This is a genomic window from Brucella sp. MAB-22, assembly GCF_025908475.1.
In the GTDB taxonomy this organism is placed as follows: Bacteria; Pseudomonadota; Alphaproteobacteria; order Rhizobiales; family Rhizobiaceae; genus Brucella; species Brucella anthropi.
Genome location: NZ_CP109781.1, coordinates 1,921,108 through 1,941,264 on the forward strand (window position 1 = coordinate 1,921,108; position 20,157 = coordinate 1,941,264).

The following is a 20,157-nucleotide window of genomic DNA, read 5'->3' on the forward strand; positions in this document are numbered from 1 at the left end:
CCATGGATTTGACGCAGGCTATTCTTCTCACAATTGCAACAGCAGCGACGCCGCTCCTGATCGCTGCCATCGGCGAACTGGTTGTTGAACGTTCCGGCGTGCTCAATCTTGGTGTCGAGGGCATGATGCTGATGGGGGCCGTGTCCGGCTTCGCCATTGCACAAATGACCGGCTCGGCCTGGTTAGGCTTGTTTGCCGCCGTTCTGGTCGGTGCGCTTTTCTCCGCTATTTTTGGCTTTCTGACGCTCATACTCGTCACCAATCAGGTCGCAACCGGGCTGGCGTTGACGATCCTTGGCGTTGGAGCATCGGCCTTGCTCGGCGAAAGCTTTGTCGGGCTTCCCGGTGTCCGGCTTGAAGCCATCCATATTCCCTATCTGACCGATCTGCCGCTTGTCGGGCGGTTCTTCTTCGGGCAGGATCCGATCTTCTATCTTTCGATCCTGCTGGTCGTCGGCGTGGCATGGTTTCTGTTCCGCACGCGGGCAGGGCTTACATTGCGCGCCATCGGTGACAGCCACGGCTCGGCCCATGCGCTCGGCGTGCATGTGGTGCGCACGCGCTTTCTGGCGGTTTTGTTCGGCGGTGCTTGTGCCGGTCTTGCAGGAGCGCAATTGTCACTCGTCTACGTGCCGCAATGGGTGGAAAACATGACGGCCGGTCGTGGCTGGATCGCACTTGCGCTTGTCGTGTTCGCATCGTGGCGGCCATGGCGCGTATTGATCGGCGCTTACTTGTTCGGTGCGGTGACCATCGGTCAGCTTCACGCGCAGGCGCTGGGCTTTGGCCTGCCATCGCAGTTCCTGTCTGCGCTGCCTTATCTCGCGACGATTGTGGTGCTGGTCATCATATCGCGCAACAAGCGCCTGACGATGATGAATACGCCGGCTTCGCTCGGCAAGCCGTTCGTGCCAGACCGGTAGAACGAACGGCTGAGGGGGTAGACGTAAACCGTCCCAAGGGTTTTCGTTTTGGTTAGAGGGTAAAAACAAGGAGTGCAGGGAACATGAAAAAGACGCTTATGGCGATTGCCACTGCGGCGAGCTTTATGCTCGGCGGCGCGGCGCATGCAGAAGAAAAACTGAAGATCGGTTTCATTTATATCGGACCTCCGGGCGATTTTGGCTGGACCTATCAGCACGATCAGGCCCGCAAGGAGCTGGTCGAGGCACTTGGCGACAAGATCGAAACCACCTTTCTGGAAAGCGTTCCGGAAGGTGCCGATGCTGAACGTTCCATCGAACGTCTGGCGCGTGCTGGCAACAAGCTGATCTTCACGACGTCGTTCGGCTATATGGACCCGACCCTCAAGGTTGCCAAGAAATTCCCGGACGTGAAGTTCGAACATGCGACCGGCTACAAGACTGCCGACAACATGTCTGCCTATAATGCGCGCTTCTATGAAGGCCGTTATGTGCAGGGCGTGATCGCCGCCAAGATGTCGACCAAGGGTGTTGCCGGTTACATCGCCTCCGTACCGGTGCCGGAAGTCGTTCAGGGCATCAATGCGTTCATGCTCGGCGCGCAGTCGGTTAATCCCGACTTCAAGGTCAAGGTGATCTGGGTCAATTCGTGGTTCGATCCGGGCAAGGAAGCTGATGCGGCCAAGGCGCTGATCGACCAGGGTGTGGACATCATCACCCAACACACCGATTCCACCGCTGCCATTCAGGTGGCGCATGATCGCGGCATCAAGGCTTTCGGTCAGGCTTCGGACATGATCAAGTTTGCGCCTGACACGCAGCTTACCGCTGTCGTGGACGAGTGGGGCCCTTACTACATCGACCGCGCCAAGGCTGCTCTCGACGGTTCGTGGAAGAGCCAGAACATCTGGTGGGGCATGAAGGAAGGCCTCGTGAAGATGGCGCCTTATACCAACATGCCGGACGATGTGAAGAAATTGGCCGAAGAAACCGAAGCCAAGATCAAGTCGGGCGAACTGAAGCCTTTCACCGGTCCGATCACGAAGCAGGACGGTTCCGTCTGGCTGAAAGAAGGCGAGCAGGCTGACGACAAGACCTTGCTTGGCCTCAATTTCTACGTCGCTGGCGTGGACGACAAGCTGCCGCAGTAAGCGGTTCCATACAGAAGCAAAGAAGGGCGCTCAAAGCGCCCTTTTTATTTTCTTACAAAATATTGAAGCTATTTGTTAAAGCGATAGCTTAAGTCCCTCATGACTATCGGTGAAGCCGAGCGACTGATAAAAACGCAGCGCGTCGGAACGCGACTTATCGGTCGTCAGTTGCACAAGGCCGCAGCCGCGTTCACGGCATTGCTCGATTGCCCAAACGATCATCTGACGGCCTACTCCGCCGCCACGAATATGGCTCGCAATCCGCACGCTTTCGATCTGTCCGCGCCACATGCCCATCCGCGACAGGCCGGGTATAAAGCTGATTTGCATGCAACCAATGACCTCGCCATCATATTCAACGACAGCCAGGAGCTGATTGGGATCGGAATCGATCGCCACAAAGGCACTGCGATAGGAATCTCGCAAGGGGAGGCTCGCATCTTCGCGCTGTGCGCCGAGCGCGTCATCGGCGAGCATGGCGACAATTGCCGCCACGTCAGCCGCGGCGGCTTTTCTGATCGCTATGGCAGCTTCCGCCGCCATCAGACCGCGATACCATGCAGATCGTAAGCGTCGCTCGCCTCGATCTTCACCGTTACGATGTCGCCGACGCGTAGTGGGCGGCGCGACTGGATATGAACGCTGCCGTCGATTTCCGGAGCGTCGTAGCGCGTACGGCCTTTGGCCGTCGTGCCGTTTGCTTCATCAATGATGACCGGCAGGCGCTTGCCAACTTTCTTCTTGAGGAGATTGGTTGAAATCTGCTGCTGCTTGGCCATGAAACGATGCCAGCGGGCTTCCTTGATTTCTTCCGGCACCTGCTCGAGACCAAGATCATTGGCCTTTGCACCCTTGACCGGTTCATATTTGAAGCAGCCCGCGCGTTCGATCTTGGCTTCATCGAGCCAGTCGAGAAGTATTTGGAAATCTTCTTCCGTTTCGCCGGGATAGCCGACGATAAAGGTGGAACGCACGGCCAGATCCGGGCAGGTCTCACGCCAGGCCTGAATGCGGCGCGAGGTCTTTTCGTGATGTGCCGGACGGCGCATGTTCTTCAGAACCGCCGGGGAGGCGTGCTGGAAAGGAATATCCAGATAAGGCAGAATCTTGCCTTCAGCCATCAGCGGAATGACTTCATCGACATGCGGGTAAGGGTATACGTAGTGCATACGCACCCACACGCCCATATCGCCCAGTTCACGTGAGAGGTCGAGGAATTTGGTGCGAACCGTGCGGTCCTGCCACATGGCTTCCTGATACTTGATGTCGAGGCCATAGGCGCTCGTATCCTGCGAGATGACGAGGATTTCCTTCACGCCTGCATTGACCAGCTTTTCCGCTTCACGCAGCACAGAATCGATCGGGCGTGATACCAGATCGCCGCGCAGCGCCGGAATGATGCAGAAGGAGCAGCGGTTTGAGCAGCCTTCGGAGATTTTGAGGTAGGCGTAATGGCGCGGGGTCAGCTTCACACCCTGCGGCGGCACCAGGTCCACAAATGGATCGTGCGCGGGAGGGACGGCTTCATGCACCGCGCTCATCACGCTTTCATAAGCCTGCGGACCGGTGATGGCCAGCACGTTCGGATGCCGCTCACGGATGACATCGGGTTCTGCGCCAAGGCAGCCGGTTACGATGACCTTGCCGTTCTCGTTGAGAGCAAGGCCAATGGCATCCAGCGATTCATCGCGTGCGGAATCAAGAAAGCCGCAGGTATTGACGATCACCAGATCGGCGCCGTCGTGCTTGCGGGAGATTTCATAGCCCTCGGAGCGAAGGCTGGTGATGATGCGTTCGGAATCGACAAGCGCCTTCGGGCAGCCAAGAGAAACGAAACTGACGCGCGGTGCGCTCATTGGGAGAACCTTGCAAAATATCGGAAATTGCGCGCGCAATATCACGATAAAGGGGCAACGGTAAAGTTGAGATGATAAAAAAAGCCGGAGCGCAAAGCCCCGGCTTCCATTCGCAAAGCGGATTTGGCTTACTCAGCCTGATCGGCTGGAGCCGCATTGAGCTGGCCATAACGCTCTTCGCCGATCTTGGCGAGGAGGTCGAGCTGGGTTTCGAGGAAGTCGATATGACCTTCCTCATCCGCCAGAAGCTCATCGAAAAGCTGCTTGGAAACATAGTCGCCGAGTTCGTCGCAGATTTCGCGGGACTTCTTGTAAGAAGCGCGTGCGTCGTACTCACCTGCAAGGTCGGCTTCGAGAACTTCCTTGACGTTCTGGCCGATGCGCAGCGGAGCTACGGTCTGCAGGTTCGGGTGACCTTCGAGGAAGATAATGCGGTCAATCAGCTTGTCTGCGTGATGCATTTCTTCGATGGATTCTTCACGTTCCTTCTTGGCAAGACGCGTGAAGCCCCAGTCGTTGAGGAGGCGGTAGTGAAGCCAGTACTGGTTTACAGCGCCAAGCTCGAGGAACAATGCCTCGTTAAGCCGCTCGATGACCTTTGGTTCGCCTTTCATTCCATGAACTCCCGAATGTCGCGTAGAGAACGTACACGATCCATGAACTGGACCACGTTTTCGTCCATTTGGTTATGACGAAGATGATACTCTTCAGTCACCCTTATGATCGTTTCCACGACGTTTGGGAAGCAGCCACAGCAACGGCCGCGTTTGGACATGACATTATAGACGGTGCCAGGAACTATAAGTTGCCAGCAATCCTGATCCAGAAGCTCAATAACAACGGCTTCAATGTCTTTATCGGTAATAACGTTACAGCTGCAGACTAGCATGAGGAAGTATCTCCCATGCCCGAAAAGCAGAAATCAGACGCAAAAAGCGTCGACTGGAGAGACTTTACCGGCTCACTCTTTACTTCAACTGTGTTGCTGACCTGAAAAACTGGCAGCTTTATTTCACTCGTGGCGCAAGGCCGAACTGAACCGGTCAATGGTTCCTCCAACTGCAAGGGTTAAAGGCCCGAACATTAAAGGCATTACTTAAGTGGCGTTTATAAAACCCACCAAATTAAGTCAGGTTATGGCCGGTAGGGCTCCGTTCTGTCAATTTTTATGTTTTTGAAATGTTCTAAAAATCAATAAGTTAGAATCATTCTAAATATGAGTTAACTACCCATCTTTAAAAGATAATTGGTGCTTTACTATCGTCATAGCGGCCTCCGAATGGCGCCGCTATGACATTATGCGCTATTTCGCCGCACCTTGTGGATAGGCGTTTCTACCGTGCGTCAGGAGCCGAGAACGGCGCTGAAGCCTTCAAACTGCGGAGGTCCCAGATAGAGCGGCTTGTTGTCTCCGGCGTTGCGATGCGCATCGCGAAACTGTTCGGACTTGGTCCAGGCGACGAAATCATCGCGGTTGCGCCAGACCGTGTGCGAAGCATAAAGCGTGTAGCCTTCCTCTTCATTGGTCGCACCGCGGAGAAGGTGAAAACTCTCGAAACCGGGAAGTTCGGACAGTTTCGAGTCGCGGTTTTTCCATACGGTCTCGAAGTCGGCTTCGCTGCCGACGCGAACCTTGAAGCGATTCATGGCTATGAACATTGCTGATCCTTTTCCATCAGGTTTGGGATTGGCTACTTTATATAACTTTTGGCGAGTGCAGCGGTAGGGGCCGCACCCGCCGCGTCACATCTCGGGATCAGAAGGCCGCCGCGGTCAGGTTGGTCGGTCTTCGAAGATGTGACGATCATGAACGGGAGGCGAGAACGCCTCCCAAAGTTTTAGAACTGGAACTGTGTCGAGACGAGGAATGTACGTCCGCGACCAGAACCATAAGTGCTGAGGGCAGGGGTATATTCCTTGTCGGCGATGTTCAGCACCTGAAGCGAAAGATCGACCGTTTCGGTGAACTTGTATTTCGCGAAGACGTCGACCAGCGTGTAGGGATCGGTGTCGTTTCCGCTGATGCTTTTGCCGCTCGAAACGTGCTGAACGCGCAGACCGCTTTCGAGCTTGCGCTCGAAGAAACGCGCACCGGCGGTAACCGTTACGACATCTTCCGGCAAATACTGGTTTGCGCCCATGCCAGCTGTCTGCTCAGGCAGTTCAGAGGTGGAATGCGTATAAGCAATGCCACCGAACGCGAAGCCCGCATCATAACGCGCGTCGAGTTCGAAGCCTTTCACTGTCGAAGTGCCGTCGACATTGATGAACTGGCTGTAGTCGGATGCAGCTGTGATGTAATCCTCAACACGCATCGTGTAGTAATTAGCCTTGAGGCGTAGTCCGTCTTCAGCAGTCAGGATGCCATCGCGAGCGATATTGACGCCGAATTCCCAGCCGCGCTGCTTTTCAGGACGAAGGTTGGGATTGCCGTGCATCATCCCGGTTCCAGTATGCGCCACGCCACCGAGGAATGTTTCCTGCAGGCTGGGCGAACGCATGGAATGCGCATAGGTGATGTAGGGCTGCAACCAGTCGGTCAGGTTATAGGCAACGGTGACCTTGGGGCTGAACTCGCTATCGCTGTTCGAGATCGAACTGTCTTCGCTTTCGAGCTTGAAATAATCATAGCGGAGGCCGGTGACGACCTGCAGGGCCTGATAATTCCAGGTCGCTTCCGAGAAGACTGCGCCGCGATTGGACGTAGCATCCGTCGGGTTGACGCCCGTTTTGGTGCCGCCAGCGGTGTCGCGGTTGATTTCAAAGCCGTTCTTCCACGCGACCGCCACTTCGCCGAAGGTGAAGCGCGACGTGTTCGAGGCCGTCATGCCGGTGGTTTCGGTCGAAACCTGCCGTCCTACGAAGCTACCATTGCCGTCTTCCCAGTTCTGCAATGTGCTGTTGTGGTAGAGGTTGACGTCGAGGCCGATGAGATCGTTGTCGGACGGATTGTAGTTGTACTGTGCGAAGAACGTGCGGTTCTGCAGGAACATATCGTAGATCGTATAGGTTCCCGGACGGTAGCCGTTCGCATATGTTCCGTAGTGGTTGTTGTAGAGCACGCCACCAAGTGTCAGCTTCTGGTCTTCGCCAAGGCCGAACTCAGCTTTGAACAGGCCGGAAGTCAGTTCTTCGCCGGTTTTCTCGACGGTCACGCCGTCGCCGTTCTTGTAATCGTTGGAGTCGTGACGACTGATGGCCGCAACAATCCCGATGGAATTGACGCGGGCGGCACCGGCCAGCATTTCGGAGAAGCCGGTTCCATTGCTACCCCAGGAAGCGCGGCCGAGAACACCCTTGTCCTTGCCATCCAGAATGACATCATCGACGCCGAGCGTGCGGAAATTGACGCTGCCTGCAAGGCCAGTGCCGCCTTCGGTCGTCACAGCGCCGCGCGCCACGTCGATTTCAGATAACAGGTTCGGGTCGATATAGGCATAACCCTGCGCATCGTGCGCGGTGTTGCGGTAGCTCTGCGGTACGCCGTCGATCATCATGTTGACGCGGCCGGAGCCTTCAAAACCGCGAATATTGACCGCAACGCCGGGATTGGAAGCATTCTGCAAGGTAAACACGCCAGCGGTGCCGCGCAACACGTCGTCGAGCTTCGCGCCGCCGAAACGATTGATCTCTTCGCGGTCAACCCTGCCAACCGGTGCCGCAACGGAAGTCGGCGCCTGAGCGTCGTTCGCTCTGCGAATGGTGATCGTCTTCAACGCGACGCCAGCTTCTTCTTCAGAAGCTTTCTGTTCCTGCGCAAAGGCTTGTGACGTCAACGCCACAAGAATGACAGCAAGCCCCGTGCTCGCCAGAATTGACCGTTTGTGAACCCCACCAGTCGCCCGCATTTCCAATGTTTCCTTCATGACCCAGACGCGCTTCGCCGACCCGATGGGTGACGAAGAAATTAAAAAATTCAATTGTTTATGACTTCCCCCTCGGGAGAAGGCGCGTGCTGGCTGGGAAGAGGATTTCTTCCGGGCTTGCGCGGAAAAAGCGAGATTTAAACTTGACTCGATTATTCCAGTAATGCAGTGATTAATAAACATGACTGTTGATGTCAACAAAACAAATTTGCTGTCATCACCGTGTGGAAAGTCGATGCTGAGGCGAGAAAATGAACAGGCGAATCCATATCGACATGCAGGTGCGGTTACCACGCGGACCCGTTTCCGAACGAGCCGCAAATCGCATTCCTGAAAGCCAGCTCCGCAGCGATTCAACCGGGTCTGTCCCAGCTCAGGCGAAACCTCGCTTCGGCGAAGGTGGTCTTGAGCCGCAATTGAAAACCTATGGCAGTCGCGAACTCTTCGACGGCTCCCGGGAAGTGGGCATAGAGCACGGCGGTTCGCTCTATCGTCTCAAGATCACCCGCCAAGGCAAGCTCATCCTAAACAAGTAGGCAACCATCAGATGACGACCCATTCCAAGCCCTCCCCAGAGCAGATCCTCAAGGCACGGGCTGATAATCCGAAAATGCGCGAACGTGATTTTGCGCAGAGCCTCGGTGTATCAGAAGCCGATTTTGTAGCAGCGCATTGCGGACAGGATATAGCAGCCCCCATTTCGGCGCGGCGTATTCGCGCCGATGTTGAAACGCTGTTGAATCGCATTGCTGCTGTCGGCGAAATCATGGCGCTGACGCGTAATGAGAGCGTCGTTCATGAAAAGATCGGGCCTTTTGAGAAGACGATCTGGGGCCAACATGCTTCGCTGGCGCTCGGCAAGGAAATCGACCTTCGTATTTTCCCGAAGCATTGGGTTCACGGTTTTGCCGTTGCCAAGCAGGATGGCGAAGCAACGCGTCGCAGCCTGCAATTTTTCGATGCCACGGGCGAGGCGGTTTTCAAGATTCATCTGCGCCCAGCTTCGAACGTTGAAGCCTATGAGGCTCTTGTCGCCGATTTGCTGCTGGACGATCAGTCGCCAGCTGTTGAGACCAGTGCGCTTGCAACAAAGGGACCGAAGGCAGACGTATCGCTTCTCGATATCGACGCATTCCGCGAACGCTGGGGCGCACTCACCGATGTGCACCAGTTCGTTGGCCTGTTGAAGGATTTCGGTGTGGACCGCCATCAGGCTGTGCATCTTGCCGGTCATGATTTCGCCTGGCGTGTCGATACGTCATCGGTCGAGGCCATGATGAACCATGCGGTGCAGGAAAAGCTGCCCATCATGTGCTTTGTCGGAAGCCGTGGCTGCATCCAGATTCACACTGGCCCAATCCATGAAATCAAGATGATGGGCCCGTGGCTGAACGTGCTGGACCCGACGTTCCATATGCATCTGCGCCTCGATCACATCGCTGACGTCTGGGTTGTGCGCAAGCCGACGAAGGACGGGCATGTGACGTCGCTGGAGGCCTATGATGCCAATGGCGAACTGATTGTTCAGTTCTTTGGTGAGCGTCATGAAGGCGAAGCCGAACTAGCCGACTGGCGCATGATCGCGGAAAACCTTCCGCGTCTGCCGCAGTCTTCCGCTGCATAAGGTGACGGCAATGTCGTTCATTTCCTTGCGCTTCAGTCGCGGAGCTGCTCTGGCTGCCATCGCTTTGTCGCTGGCAGCTGGTGGTGCTGCACGCGCAGAAGCCGTCGACCATTTCGGCGATACGTCGCGCATCGTTTCCGTCGGCGGCTCGCTGACGGAAATCGTCTACGCTCTTGGCGCAGAAAAGATGCTCGCCGCGCGCGACCAGACAAGCGCCTATCCCGACGCGGTAAAGAAGCTGCCGGATATCGGATATATGCGTCAGCTTGCACCAGAAGGTGTGCTCTCGGTCAATCCAACCGGCATTCTGCTCCTTGAAGGCAGCGGCCCACAGGATACGCTCGATGTTTTGAAGAAAGCGTCTGTGCCAATGATCGTTGTGCCGGAAACCTATACCGGCGAAAGCGTCGTCAAGAAAATCGAGATCGTGGGCGAGGCTCTCGGTCTGGAAGAGAAGGCCAGGGCGCTTGCGAGCGAAGTCTCACGCGATATCGAAGCGGCTGAGAAGGCCGCAGCTGGCCACAGTTCGCGCAAGCGTGTACTTTTCGTTCTGTCGGCGCCCGGCGGGCGCATGATGGCTTCGGGCACAGGCACTGCGGCCGATGGCATGATTGAGCTTGCCGGTGGTGAAAACGTCATCACCGAATTTCACGGATATAAGCAGCTGACCGACGAAGCCGTCGAGAAGGCCGCGCCCGATATGATCCTGATGATGGATACGGGAGCGGACGGGATGACGCCGGAATCGCTGTTGAAGAATCCCATTATCGCTGCAACACCGGCAGGGCGTAACAAGAATGTCGTTTCGATGGAAGCGTCGTATCTGTTGGGATTTGGGCCTCGAACTGGTTCTGCCATTCGGGACCTGTCAGCAAAACTCTATGGCGCCTCTGCAGCGCAATAACATAATCAGACTTGCTGGATTGAAGAGCACGCAAGTCTGATTGTAAGGATTATTCGAAATGACCAGCCAAGGTCGCGTAGCGCGCGAACAGCGCTTTGCAGCGCGTCAATCAGAAAATGAAGTCACCACCTCAGAAGGTGACATCACGGGAGACCGTGCCGCACGTGCACGGTTCACCATCATATTGCTCGCCGTTGCTTTATGCATCGCGGCTTTGTTCAGCCTGACAGCAGGCGCTTCGGATGCATCCGTGCTTTCGGTTCTGCGCGCTCTGACCTCCTCCGGCGCAGCCGAAGGCGCGGATGCATTCCGTCGCGATCACCTGATCATCATGGAGATCCGCCTGCCGCGTATCGTCATGGGTATGCTGATAGGAGCGGGGTTGGCGGTTTCCGGTGCCGTGATGCAGGGCCTTTTCCGCAATCCTCTGGCCGATCCGGGTCTCGTCGGGGTGTCCGCCGGGGCTGGACTTGGCGCGGTATCGATGATTGTTCTGGGCGGCACTTTTCTTGCTCCCGTTATTGCGATCCTTGGCGTCTATGCCTTGCCTCTGGCTGCATTTCTGGGCGGGCTTGCCAGCACCTTGCTGCTCTATCGTGTCGCGACGCGTCGGGGCCGTACGTCTGTTGCTACCATGCTGCTCGCAGGTATTGCACTTGGCGCCCTGGCGGGCGCTGCGACCGGCGCGCTCATCTATCTGGCCGATGATCGACAGTTGCGCGACCTGACATTCTGGGGGCTTGGTTCGCTTGCAGGTTCCACCTGGGCCAAGATTGGCGCTGCGGGACCAATCATCGCCATCATTCTGGTGGTTTCGCCATTGCTTGCGCGTGGTCTCAACGCACTGGCGTTGGGCGAGGCTGCAGCCGGTCATCTCGGCATTCAGGTGCAACGCATCAAAAACATCGCTATCGTTACCGTAGCGGCAGCTACCGGCGCGACTGTCGCCGTTGCTGGTGGGATCGGCTTTGTCGGCATTGTGGTGCCGCATATGCTGCGCCTCAGCATTGGTCCGGACCATCGCTATCTCCTGCCAGCGTCGGCGCTGCTCGGCGCAACGCTTCTGCTTCTGGCGGATGCGGTAAGTCGGACGATTGTGGCCCCGGCAGAATTGCCGATTGGCATCATCACCGCACTTTTTGGCGCGCCGTTCTTCCTCTGGATATTGCTGCGCCAGCGCGGCCTGCTCGATCTGTGAGGCTATCATGATTGAAACAAAAGCATTGGGCGTAAGCCTGTCAGGCAAGACCATCATCAGCGATATCGCCTTCTCCGCTAATCCGGGCGAGGTGACCGCAATTGTCGGGCCGAACGGTTCTGGCAAAACTACGCTGTTGCGTGCGCTTGCCGGTGACGTCGCTTACACGGGAACAGCCTATCTGGACGGCCGCTCCTTCGCTGAAATCAAGCCGTGGCAGATGGCGGCGCGGCGGGCGGTGCTTCCACAGGCAAGCGCCTTGTCGTTTCCCTTCACGGTCCGCGAGATCGTGAAGATCGGGCTCACCGGCGGCTATAGTGGGGTTTCTCGCGAAGAAGAAAAGCGCTTGCCCGATCTCGCTTTGCAAAGGGTTGATCTCGCTGGCTTCGGCGGTCGGCTTTATCAGGAACTTTCCGGCGGAGAACAGCAGCGCGTGCAGCTTGCCCGTGTTCTTTGTCAGGTCTGGAAACCGGTTGTGGATGGTGAGGCGCGCTATCTTTTTCTGGATGAGCCGATTTCAAGTCTCGATATACGTCACCAGATTGTGGTGATGGAGATTGCGAGAGATTTCGCGGCAGCGGGCGGCGGGGTGATTGCTATCCTGCATGATCTCAACCTGACTGCCATGTTCGCCGACCGTATTGCGGTCATGAACAGAGGCAAGCTTGATGTGATGGGCACACCGCGCGAAGCACTGACCGACGAGAGGCTCGAACGTGTTTATGAATGCACGTTGCGGGTGGGTGTCCCGCCGGAAAAGGGGGTGCCTTTTGTATTGCCCCAGTCTGCCTATCGCGCAGCCGCAGAATAAAAAAGGTCCGGCTCTAAGCCGGACCTTTTTTATTTCAAGCTTCGCGCTGAATTATCAGCTCGCTACGCGCGCTTCTTCCATTTCATCGAGACCAAGCAGGTGCCGCACATTCGGGCGCGCCTTGACGAGGTCTGCGATGCTGTACTTCATCAGCACGGCGAAGAATGCATTGAGTGCCTCGCGCAGCGCTGAATTGAGTGCGCAGCTGTCGACCAGTGGGCATTCGGTGGCATCGTTCTCGAAGCACTCCGCCATGGCGAAGTTTTCTTCGGTCACACGCACAACATCGAACAGCGAAATGTCCTGTGCTGCACGTCCGAGGCGCACGCCTCCATTGCGGCCACGTACAGTTTCCACCAGCCCATGTTCAACGAGCGGCTGAAGAATCTTGAACAAAAACAGCTCAGAAACGCCGTAGGCGCGTGCGATTTCCGGAATGCGGCTGAGCTTGCCGTCATTGGCAGCACAATACATGAGCATACGAACGGCATAATTCGTCTGGCGGGTAAGACGCATCACTGTTCCTTTCAACACGTCTCGGAACAACTGCAACCTCGATGCCGAGGACGCGATGCTCCAATCCTTGAGTTCGCAATTCCAAACCGAAAGCGGTTTATCCCTGTTTCGGAACTGCTCCAAAATTCTGGTCTTGTCGCATTTGCGATCCGGAAAGGTTCAAGGCTCGATCGGATCATGCGCTAAAGCGGATATATATGTTTCTTAACCCACTTTAGAATCATTCTTAAAATATATGAAGTCTTTTCTCACCTTTAAAGGGGAAAAGTTGTTACCGGTATCAAATAACCGCGAGTTCCTCCCAGACCCGCTGCAAAAGCCCATTCTGACCTACTGGCAAACGTCTATCCATTCGGCGCTGACCAGCTCAGCCATTTTGTGCGGAGCGATGCGCACGGCACTGTTGGTCGCTCCGGCAGCGGGCACGACTTCCTCGAAATTCTTCAGCGATACATCGCAGTAAACGGGCAATGCGCTCGGCAGACCGAACGGACATACGCCTCCGACCGGATGGCTGGTTTCGGCAAGAACGGTCTCGGCATCAAGCATACGAGGCTTGGTTCCGAACTGATCCTTGAACTTGCGATTATCGATACGCGCATCGCCACGGGTGACAATAAGAATGGTCTGGTCTTTGGCGGAAAAAGAAAGCGTCTTGGCGATCTGTCCCGGTTCCACGCCATGCGCTTCGGCGGCGAGAACAACAGTGGCGGTGCTCGTCGACAGCTCAATCACTTCGATTTCAGGCGCTTTGGCCGCAAAAAATGCCTTAACAGAATCCAGACTCATAGCTTCCCTTTTTCTTATTTTGATTATTAAACTCAAGTTTAAGCCGCAATGTGGCAAAGGACAAGTCTGGTTGCTTCCTTGCGGCGTTTTGGCATTGAATTTCTAACAGATCGAAGTCTCGATCTGCAACAATGCGCCAGGACCGAGAATGGGAAGCAGGTGAGGGGAGTTTGTCTCATAACACGGCTGCCATTGGCCCCGTGTTATGAGCGGCCTTGGATATTGCTTCAAAGATCGACTGGGCGACCGGATGCTTCCTCTTCCAAGGTTACAGCAACATCGGCATTGGCCGACAGCCTGACCTTGTCACCTTCGATATCGGCGACAAAACCGAGTTCGATATAATGATGATGGTCGCTGTGCATGCCGGAATTATCGGTTTTCTTCAGCTTGATGCGGTTATCTTCGACGCGATCGACCGTGCCGACATGCACGCCATCGGCGCCGATGACTTCCATATTCTCCTGGATTTTGTGCTGCATGGGGAATCCTCCGTGTTGAATGATGCCGGAACGGCAATCTGCAATTGAGGCTGCGCCAAAGAACTTAGAGCGCATTTAACCGCTGGCCATGGCAGTAACATTGAAAGTTAGGTTTTGGAGGCTGGATCGAGCTATTGTGATCGGTATCCGCTGCCGGTTTCGTTCCGTGTTGTTCAGAATGCTGGCAAATGAAACAGTGCACGTTGACGCCGCAAGAAAAGCTGCTAAGAAGTCACTCGCTAAGCAATTGGGCGCAAATCGATAGCTTGCTGCGATTTGCTGTTTTTCCAGACTTGTGAAAAGCATAGATAAAACAATTGTCTGGAGGGGTGGCCGAGCGGTTTAAGGCACCGGTCTTGAAAACCGGCGTGCAGGAGACTGTACCGTGGGTTCGAATCCCACCCCCTCCGCCATATACCCTTTCAGGCGAATTCACACACGTTCATTCTGGTTCGAAAACCGTTGTAAACTTGGGATTTCATCGTATATTCCGCTTCAAGCGCGTTCGGGCGGAGTTGCTGGAAGTCGGCATCAAGTCGGATACAAATCGGATATCGTAAAAGCGAAAACCGGATACGGCTATCCTCTGCTTGCGCACATTGTGAGGTGGGGATGCTGACGGAAGTTCAAATCAAAAAAGCCAAGCCAAGTGAAAAGCCGTACAAATTAAGCGACTCGAAGGGGCTTTTTCTTCTCGTTTCCAACTCTGGATCAAAGCTTTGGCGCTTTCGTTATCAGCGTGACGGCAAGGAGCATCTGCTTTCTCTTGGCTCTTATCCAGAATTATCACTGTCAGATGCTCGTGATTTACGCGATGAGAAACGTCGAATCGTAAAGGGGGGAGGCGATCCAAAAGCGTCTCCGAATCAGCCCTCATCCAATACACTCGGTATTACCTTCGAGCATTTAGCGCGTGAGTGGTTCGAGCTGCAAAAACCGATGTGGGTAAAGCGCCATGCGGATGATGTAATAGAGAGCTTGGAAACGCGAGTTTTCCCTCATATCGGCAACAAACATCCTGATGATGTGACGGCTCCTGACGTTCTACGTTTGCTTCGTGAGATCGAGAAAACTGCAATCGAGACGGCAAAGCGGGTTAGGCAGCGAATTTCGGCGGTCTTCGTCTATGGCATATCATCCGGTCGCGCATCGAATGATCCCGCGCATATTGTCAAAGGTGCTTTGGCTCCACTGCGCAAAGGAAAGCAGCCAGCCGTTATCACTCTCAAGGATGCTCGCGATGTTCTGAATAAAGCTGAGGCTGAAACAGCTCATCCGGTTACTAAATTGGCAATGCGGCTACTTGCCTTAACCGCAGTCCGACCTGGCACCCTAATCACAACTCCTTGGACCGAGTTCTCGGACCTCGATGAAGAGAATCCGGTGTGGCACATACCGGCATCTCGTATGAAGCTGAAGCTTGCACACAAGGATGATGAGCGTCGGGATCATCTTGTTCCACTGTCGAAGCAAGCTGTTGAAGTCATTGAAGCCATCAAAAAGGAATCATGGGGCGCGCCGTACGTATTTCCTAACGTCAGGCACAGATTTAAACCCATGTCTGAGAACGCATTGAGTTACCTGTTAAAGCGGGCGCATCTGTCTGGAAAGCATGTGCCGCATGGTTGGAGATCGACATTCTCCACAGTGATGAACGAGCACTACCCTAATGATCGGGCGTTAATCGACTTAATGCTCGCACATGTTCCGAAAGACAAAGTTGAGGCTGCGTACAATCGAGCAATGTACCTCGGTCGAAGACGTGAGCTTGCACAGCTTTGGGCGGATTTGCTGCTTGAAAAGATGGCCCCAGCAGGAGAACTGTTACTGGGGCCAAAACGTTAGCTTCTCAGGCGCGTGGGAGGGATTGCAACCATGCTACAACCTCATCCTCTCGCCATCTAATTTTATTAGCGCCCAAGCGCAGTGGCTTGGGGAATTTATCGTCTTTCACATACTGGTAAATCGTTGTCTTTCCGAGTGTTGTGAGGCGTTTCACGTCATTAACATCAAGTAGCCTTGGTGCTTGAATGTGATCAAGGTTTCTTTGCTGTGCGGCTGAAATCTGTGCCTGCATTTTATTTTGCTCTCCTTGATGGCTTGAAACGCGCACGCGCAAACTTATCTGTCTGGCATATCAACGAACTGACACTGCCATGACGAAAATTCACTTCAACGAACGGCAAGAGCCGGATGGAACGTGGACCGTTGTTAGGCTTTCCACAGGCGAGCCTGCCAAGCTGAACGGCCAATTTTGTTGCAATCTTCGGCGAGATGAAGCGCAGGAAATCACCAACTATCTGAATATGCTGGGCGATGGCGATCATGATGCGCCGCCCTCCAAATAAATAATTTCCGCATTCCTCGTCCGAAGAAACGGCACGAAGTCTGAGCCTTCATATTTCTTCGCAGTGCTGGTTCGCGCTTCAACGATGCGGAGCTGATCGCCGGGCTTTAGCCATCCAGTTGAAGCATCAAGAGCGGCTGTGATCACCTTTTCGCGGGTGTCCGCTTCGGCAAGATCATAGACATCATCGTCAAGATTGCCAGCAAACCATGTCCAAGGTGTCATTGTTTTGCCTCCCGCAATATGCGCTTCACCTCGTCCGACGCCTCCTTGTCAGTTGGTATTCTGCCCAGACGCGCCTCAAGCTTTCCGTAGATCGTGTGGGGACCGGCATTGTGCCATTCGACTGTGACTTTCATGGCGGACACCTCAGATCACTTGAAGTTCTTGCAGCATTCGCGTCACGAACGGTTCGAGATCAGACGCCGTCATATAAACGGTCTGGTGCGTCGATCCTCCACAGTCATCAGTCACTTCAGCTGTGATGGTCTCGCTGCGTAACGCGTATTCGATTGCGTACCGGATTGCGGTTTCGGTAGGCTTTGCTTTAGTCGTCATGGTTTCCGCGCTCCAATCAACGCATTGGCATGATGATGAACAGGGGAGGGTCGCCCGCTTCAGGGTCTTGCACGGGCGAAATAAGGCATGGGCTGTTCGACGCTTCGAGCGCGAACCGTACTTCCTCAGAGCCAATCGCACTGAGTACGTTGGTGCAGTATTTGTAGCTAAGGCCGATACTGATATCTTCTGGATGGCTTTCCGAGAGCGACACCGCGTCTTCCATGTTGCCAGCCAGCGGGTTTTCGATTTCTAGCCGCACATCATCCGCGCCGAATGCGAATTTAATGGCGTCGGATTTCTCACCAACGACCAGACTGACGCGGCCAACCGCTTCAAGCAGCGCTTCACGGTCTACGTGATAGAGTCTGTCGTTGCGCGTCGGGATAATGCGCTGATAATCGGGATACGTACCATCGACGAGTTTTGAAGTGACAGTCACGCCATCCTGAAACGCGAAGCGTATCTTTCGGTCCGACAGGCTGATGACAGTATCGCCACCCGCTTTCGTGCAGTGTGAAAGAAGATTGAAAATGCCACGTGGAATGATAACTCCCGGCATGCCGTCGCAGCCATCGGGAGCCTTGATTTTCAAATAGGCGAACTGGTGTCCATCAGTCGCGACAAAGTTCAGCTTACCTTCATCCCCATGCATAAATATGCCGTTGAGATAGTATCGCGACTCTTCGGTTGAAACTGCGAACCCAACATTTGAAAGTGCTCGCGATAGGTCATTTGCGGGCAAGTTAAACGCGTGCGGAAAGTTGCTGCCCGGTATCTCCGGGAAGTCAGAAGCTGGTAGAACCGGAACTTGAAGCTTCGAGCGACCGGCTCTGATGTTAATAACAGCGTCATCGCCTTCAAACTCAATCTCGCAGCCATCCGGGAGTTTGCTGACTGCGCTGTGCAGCAGGCCGGAAGAAACCGTAAATGCTGGGAAGTCCGAAACGCCTCCCTGCACGGCACGCGCCTTAACTTCCACGTCAAGGTTTGTACCTGAGACTGTCAGATGGCCGTTTTCGCACTGGATCAGTACATTGCCCAGAATTGGGACAGTCGGCTTCTTTTCAACGGTGCGGTTAGCCACTGCAAGAGCTGGAAGGAGGGCGCGTCGCTCTATCGTGAAGTGTATTGTTGCTGTCATGAATCTCCCTCTCGCGGGCTAATTGAAATGCCTGGATTAGTCTCTCTGCCGCTATGCGCGGGATTGCTTCGCGCCTATCTGGCGCGGCGGTGTGCGTAATCAGGTCCACTGTCGCCCGTAGAAGCCCGTAAATGAGTGCGTCTAAGGTTTCGTCAGGGGAAAATCCGATTGTCCGTACTTCTCGCCATTGCTCTTGAAATGTGTCGAGCACTGCTTGCCGGGCATCATCTGCAATCAGTTGCAGGATTACTGGATTTGGCCCGCCTGCGGACAATTGGTGCGATCAGCCGAAAATGTTTACAGCCAAGATCGCCGCACACACGCTACCTGCAATCAGCGTGGCAATCGCGACCATATGATCGAGCTGGCGTGCGTGAGATCTGTAAGCGGTAGGAAGATGAAATCCGCCGTCGACTTCTGTCTGAAAACTGATTTCCTTATACATGGCTGGCAACCTGACGAACCGAAAGACGGCGTGCGAGCGTTGCGGCGCGTTCGCCGAACCGGTCGACGACTTCACGGGAAAAGCCGTGGTGCGCAAGTGTGTCAGGGGAAACGTTGTCGCCAGAAAATGCCAGCACGCGCATTGCGTCGGCCATTTTGACAATCACATTGTCACGGCAAGTGGGGGCGGTCTTTGAAATTGTTTTTGGCTGAACTTTAATCACGGCGATCTCCATTGCTGTTAAGCCCAAAGAGGAGAGATCGAGCCGTTACTCACTACTCAACCGGCACGATCTGCTCCGTGGGGGCGAGTAATGGTATAGAGGGGACAAATGTCCCCTGTCAACATGAAAAAGGAAATTTGTCCCTAGACGCCGAATAGTTCGTTCATGTCTAGCACTTTATGCACGCTGACAATGTCGTCCAACGAGTACGTTAGGGACATCTCAGGGTTAAGTTTTCCTATGACTAGCTGTGTAGCGGTGCGCTTTACGAGATGGCCAATCATGGCATCGTAAGTAAGGCGACCATCGTTCTTAATCTGGATAACAATACTATCGCCAACGCGTGCGGGTTTGTGCGGATTAATGAACCGAAGGTCTCCATGTTTATGCTCCGGGTACATTGAGGACCCTTCTACAAAAATGGAATAAATGTCGCGGGAGTTCATAAGAGCCGGGGGGCGTCTCACATAGTCAATAACACCGTCAACCAATTGAAATGCTCCTTCCACGGACCCCGCAGCGGTTCCAAGTACGGGAACATCATTTGGCATTACTTGCCTTGACGGTGGGTTAACGTTCGCGTTTTTCACGTCGTTGTTAGTGATGTCGCTACTAACCTTTTCTACTACCGAATCGCCTGTAGATACGAGGTGTGCGATATCAACTTCCAGCGCTTTTGCGAGCGCTTCGAGCGTATTGCCGCGTGGTGATGCGGATGGGCGCTCAAACAATTTGCGCAAATAAGTCTTATCCAATCCAGCTTTTCGACTGGCTTGTTCTGGTGTCAGATCAAGAGCTTCAAGGCGCTCTCGAATGCGCTGTTGAATAGTGTTTTCCATACGGGGATTATCGTCCTCAACGATTTGTCCGTAAGGGGGACAATTATCCGTTGACAATGGGGAAATATGTCCCCTATGTTCCGCATTATTAGCAGAAAGAGGAATGTTGGCGGTGTCATCAGTGAAAAGCAGGCTCATCGAAGATCTCATCTCAGAAGCTGATCGCTATTGCGAATTGGCGGGGGTGTCACGTTCGTCTGTTTCAAAGACACTGTTTGGTCGCGGCGGACATATCGACGATTTGATCGCCGGTAAGCGCGATCTATCAACAGGCATCTTCGAGCGTGCGATGGGCTGGCTGAAAGAACGATCTGTCGCTGCTCCTGCTAATGACTGCGTTTCGCCTGCTGACCTCCCCAGTGGCGAAGCTGGGGCGCGCTGTAACAATGCTGGGCAGCGCGCCCCGACCGTAAATTCCGACTTGGTGGCAGCGCCATGAAACCATCATTCGCATCCTTTCATAAGCGTTGGACCTGTGGTC

General features: G+C 54.6%; 26 protein-coding genes, 1 tRNA gene and 1 pseudogene. 10 read left to right on the forward strand and 18 right to left on the reverse strand.

Annotated features, from left to right (window positions below; all coding sequences use genetic code 11):
• The first annotated feature begins 2 nt into the window (after positions 1-2).
• Both OHI65_RS08850 and OHI65_RS08855 read left to right on the forward strand, forming a co-directional pair.
• Positions 3-923, forward strand: a complete 921-nt coding sequence (locus tag OHI65_RS08850) for an ABC transporter permease (protein ID WP_029927385.1) — start codon at positions 3-5, stop codon at positions 921-923.
• 83 nt (positions 924-1,006) lie between these two features.
• On the forward strand, positions 1,007-2,074 hold the full coding sequence (locus OHI65_RS08855) for a BMP family ABC transporter substrate-binding protein (RefSeq protein WP_010658827.1): 1,068 nt from the start codon (positions 1,007-1,009) through the stop codon (positions 2,072-2,074).
• A 75-nt stretch (positions 2,075-2,149) separates the two neighbouring features.
• Here the strand turns inward: OHI65_RS08855 and OHI65_RS08860 are convergent, their stop codons facing one another.
• The 6 genes and pseudogenes from OHI65_RS08860 to OHI65_RS08885 form a co-directional block, all read right to left on the reverse strand.
• Positions 2,150-2,617, reverse strand: coding sequence for a GNAT family N-acetyltransferase (locus OHI65_RS08860; RefSeq protein ID WP_264358638.1), 468 nt, complete (start codon positions 2,615-2,617; stop codon positions 2,150-2,152).
• Positions 2,617-3,930, reverse strand: a complete 1,314-nt coding sequence (gene rimO / locus OHI65_RS08865) for a 30S ribosomal protein S12 methylthiotransferase RimO (protein ID WP_125302033.1) — start codon at positions 3,928-3,930, stop codon at positions 2,617-2,619. Before rimO ends, OHI65_RS08860 begins: the two co-directional genes overlap by 1 nt.
• 128 nt (positions 3,931-4,058) lie before the next feature.
• Complete coding sequence (gene bfr / locus OHI65_RS08870) at positions 4,059-4,544, reverse strand: bacterioferritin (RefSeq protein WP_010658824.1); 486 nt, start codon at positions 4,542-4,544, stop codon at positions 4,059-4,061.
• Positions 4,510-4,819 (reverse strand): annotated as a pseudogene (locus tag OHI65_RS08875) (bacterioferritin-associated ferredoxin). Before OHI65_RS08875 ends, bfr begins: the two are co-directional and overlap by 35 nt.
• A gap of 455 nt (positions 4,820-5,274) precedes the next feature.
• Positions 5,275-5,589 (reverse strand): antibiotic biosynthesis monooxygenase family protein, encoded by a 315-nt coding sequence (locus tag OHI65_RS08880; protein ID WP_010658822.1) that lies wholly within the window; start codon positions 5,587-5,589, stop codon positions 5,275-5,277.
• Positions 5,590-5,768: 179 nt separating this feature from the next.
• Positions 5,769-7,796 carry a TonB-dependent receptor domain-containing protein gene (locus OHI65_RS08885; RefSeq protein ID WP_264358639.1) on the reverse strand — a complete coding sequence of 676 codons (2,028 nt, stop codon included), beginning with the start codon at positions 7,794-7,796 and terminating at the stop codon, positions 5,769-5,771.
• A 326-nt stretch (positions 7,797-8,122) separates the two neighbouring features.
• Between OHI65_RS08885 and hemP the strand changes: the two genes are divergently transcribed.
• The 5 genes from hemP to OHI65_RS08910 are packed head-to-tail and all read left to right on the forward strand — an operon-like array spanning position 8,123 to position 12,333.
• Positions 8,123-8,332, forward strand: a complete 210-nt coding sequence (gene hemP, locus OHI65_RS08890) for a hemin uptake protein HemP (RefSeq protein WP_371264656.1) — start codon at positions 8,123-8,125, stop codon at positions 8,330-8,332.
• 11 nt (positions 8,333-8,343) lie between these two features.
• The gene (locus tag OHI65_RS08895) at positions 8,344-9,420 is read left to right on the forward strand and encodes a hemin-degrading factor (RefSeq protein WP_094515760.1); all 1,077 of its coding nucleotides are present in this window, start codon (positions 8,344-8,346) and stop codon (positions 9,418-9,420) included.
• A 10-nt stretch (positions 9,421-9,430) separates the two neighbouring features.
• Complete coding sequence (locus tag OHI65_RS08900; RefSeq protein WP_125300591.1) at positions 9,431-10,324, forward strand: heme/hemin ABC transporter substrate-binding protein; 894 nt, start codon at positions 9,431-9,433, stop codon at positions 10,322-10,324.
• 58 nt (positions 10,325-10,382) lie between these two features.
• Positions 10,383-11,522 (forward strand): FecCD family ABC transporter permease, encoded by a 1,140-nt coding sequence (locus tag OHI65_RS08905; protein WP_010658817.1) that lies wholly within the window; start codon positions 10,383-10,385, stop codon positions 11,520-11,522.
• Between the two features lie 7 nt (positions 11,523-11,529).
• On the forward strand, positions 11,530-12,333 hold the full coding sequence (locus OHI65_RS08910; RefSeq protein WP_010658816.1) for a heme ABC transporter ATP-binding protein: 804 nt from the start codon (positions 11,530-11,532) through the stop codon (positions 12,331-12,333).
• Between the two features lie 54 nt (positions 12,334-12,387).
• On the opposite strand, the gene rirA is transcribed toward OHI65_RS08910, so the two are convergent.
• The 3 genes from rirA to OHI65_RS08925 form a co-directional block, all read right to left on the reverse strand.
• A complete protein-coding gene (gene rirA, locus OHI65_RS08915; RefSeq protein WP_112587686.1) occupies positions 12,388-12,849 on the reverse strand; it encodes an iron-responsive transcriptional regulator RirA in 462 nt (153 codons plus the stop codon).
• Positions 12,850-13,179: 330 nt separating this feature from the next.
• Positions 13,180-13,638, reverse strand: a complete 459-nt coding sequence (locus OHI65_RS08920) for a YbaK/EbsC family protein (RefSeq protein ID WP_012093007.1) — start codon at positions 13,636-13,638, stop codon at positions 13,180-13,182.
• 227 nt (positions 13,639-13,865) lie between these two features.
• On the reverse strand, positions 13,866-14,120 hold the full coding sequence (locus OHI65_RS08925) for a DUF2171 domain-containing protein (protein ID WP_012093006.1): 255 nt from the start codon (positions 14,118-14,120) through the stop codon (positions 13,866-13,868).
• A gap of 323 nt (positions 14,121-14,443) precedes the next feature.
• Here OHI65_RS08925 and OHI65_RS08930 point away from each other — a divergent pair.
• A tRNA-Ser gene (locus tag OHI65_RS08930) sits at positions 14,444-14,533 on the forward strand.
• Between the two features lie 199 nt (positions 14,534-14,732).
• Positions 14,733-15,965, forward strand: coding sequence for a tyrosine-type recombinase/integrase (locus tag OHI65_RS08935; RefSeq protein WP_264358640.1), 1,233 nt, complete (start codon positions 14,733-14,735; stop codon positions 15,963-15,965).
• Between the two features lie 4 nt (positions 15,966-15,969).
• Here the strand turns inward: OHI65_RS08935 and OHI65_RS08940 are convergent, their stop codons facing one another.
• The 9 genes from OHI65_RS08940 to OHI65_RS08980 all read right to left on the reverse strand — a co-directional run bounded on the left by OHI65_RS08940 (position 15,970) and on the right by OHI65_RS08980 (position 19,814).
• Positions 15,970-16,197 (reverse strand): helix-turn-helix transcriptional regulator, encoded by a 228-nt coding sequence (locus OHI65_RS08940; protein ID WP_264358641.1) that lies wholly within the window; start codon positions 16,195-16,197, stop codon positions 15,970-15,972.
• 1 nt (position 16,198) lies between these two features.
• Positions 16,199-16,447 carry a hypothetical protein gene (locus OHI65_RS08945; RefSeq protein WP_264358642.1) on the reverse strand — a complete coding sequence of 83 codons (249 nt, stop codon included), beginning with the start codon at positions 16,445-16,447 and terminating at the stop codon, positions 16,199-16,201.
• A complete protein-coding gene (locus OHI65_RS08950; protein ID WP_264358643.1) occupies positions 16,444-16,692 on the reverse strand; it encodes a hypothetical protein in 249 nt (82 codons plus the stop codon). Before OHI65_RS08950 ends, OHI65_RS08945 begins: the two co-directional genes overlap by 4 nt.
• Entirely contained in the window at positions 16,689-16,826 is a 138-nt protein-coding gene (locus OHI65_RS08955) for a hypothetical protein (protein ID WP_264358644.1), read from the reverse strand. Before OHI65_RS08955 ends, OHI65_RS08950 begins: the two co-directional genes overlap by 4 nt.
• A gap of 10 nt (positions 16,827-16,836) precedes the next feature.
• Positions 16,837-17,025, reverse strand: coding sequence for a hypothetical protein (locus OHI65_RS08960; protein WP_264358645.1), 189 nt, complete (start codon positions 17,023-17,025; stop codon positions 16,837-16,839).
• A gap of 16 nt (positions 17,026-17,041) precedes the next feature.
• Positions 17,042-18,169, reverse strand: a complete 1,128-nt coding sequence (gene dnaN, locus OHI65_RS08965; RefSeq protein ID WP_264358646.1) for a DNA polymerase III subunit beta — start codon at positions 18,167-18,169, stop codon at positions 17,042-17,044.
• A gap of 283 nt (positions 18,170-18,452) precedes the next feature.
• Complete coding sequence (locus OHI65_RS08970) at positions 18,453-18,614, reverse strand: hypothetical protein (RefSeq protein WP_264358647.1); 162 nt, start codon at positions 18,612-18,614, stop codon at positions 18,453-18,455.
• Entirely contained in the window at positions 18,607-18,768 is a 162-nt protein-coding gene (locus OHI65_RS08975) for a hypothetical protein (protein WP_264358648.1), read from the reverse strand. Before OHI65_RS08975 ends, OHI65_RS08970 begins: the two co-directional genes overlap by 8 nt.
• A 212-nt stretch (positions 18,769-18,980) precedes the next feature.
• Positions 18,981-19,814: an XRE family transcriptional regulator gene (locus OHI65_RS08980; protein WP_264358649.1), complete on the reverse strand. Its 834-nt coding sequence runs from the start codon at positions 19,812-19,814 to the stop codon at positions 18,981-18,983.
• Here OHI65_RS08980 and OHI65_RS08985 point away from each other — a divergent pair.
• The gene (locus tag OHI65_RS08985; protein ID WP_264358650.1) at positions 19,798-20,115 is read left to right on the forward strand and encodes a hypothetical protein; all 318 of its coding nucleotides are present in this window, start codon (positions 19,798-19,800) and stop codon (positions 20,113-20,115) included. The genes OHI65_RS08980 and OHI65_RS08985 overlap by 17 nt on opposite strands.
• The last annotated feature ends 42 nt before the right edge of the window (positions 20,116-20,157 follow it).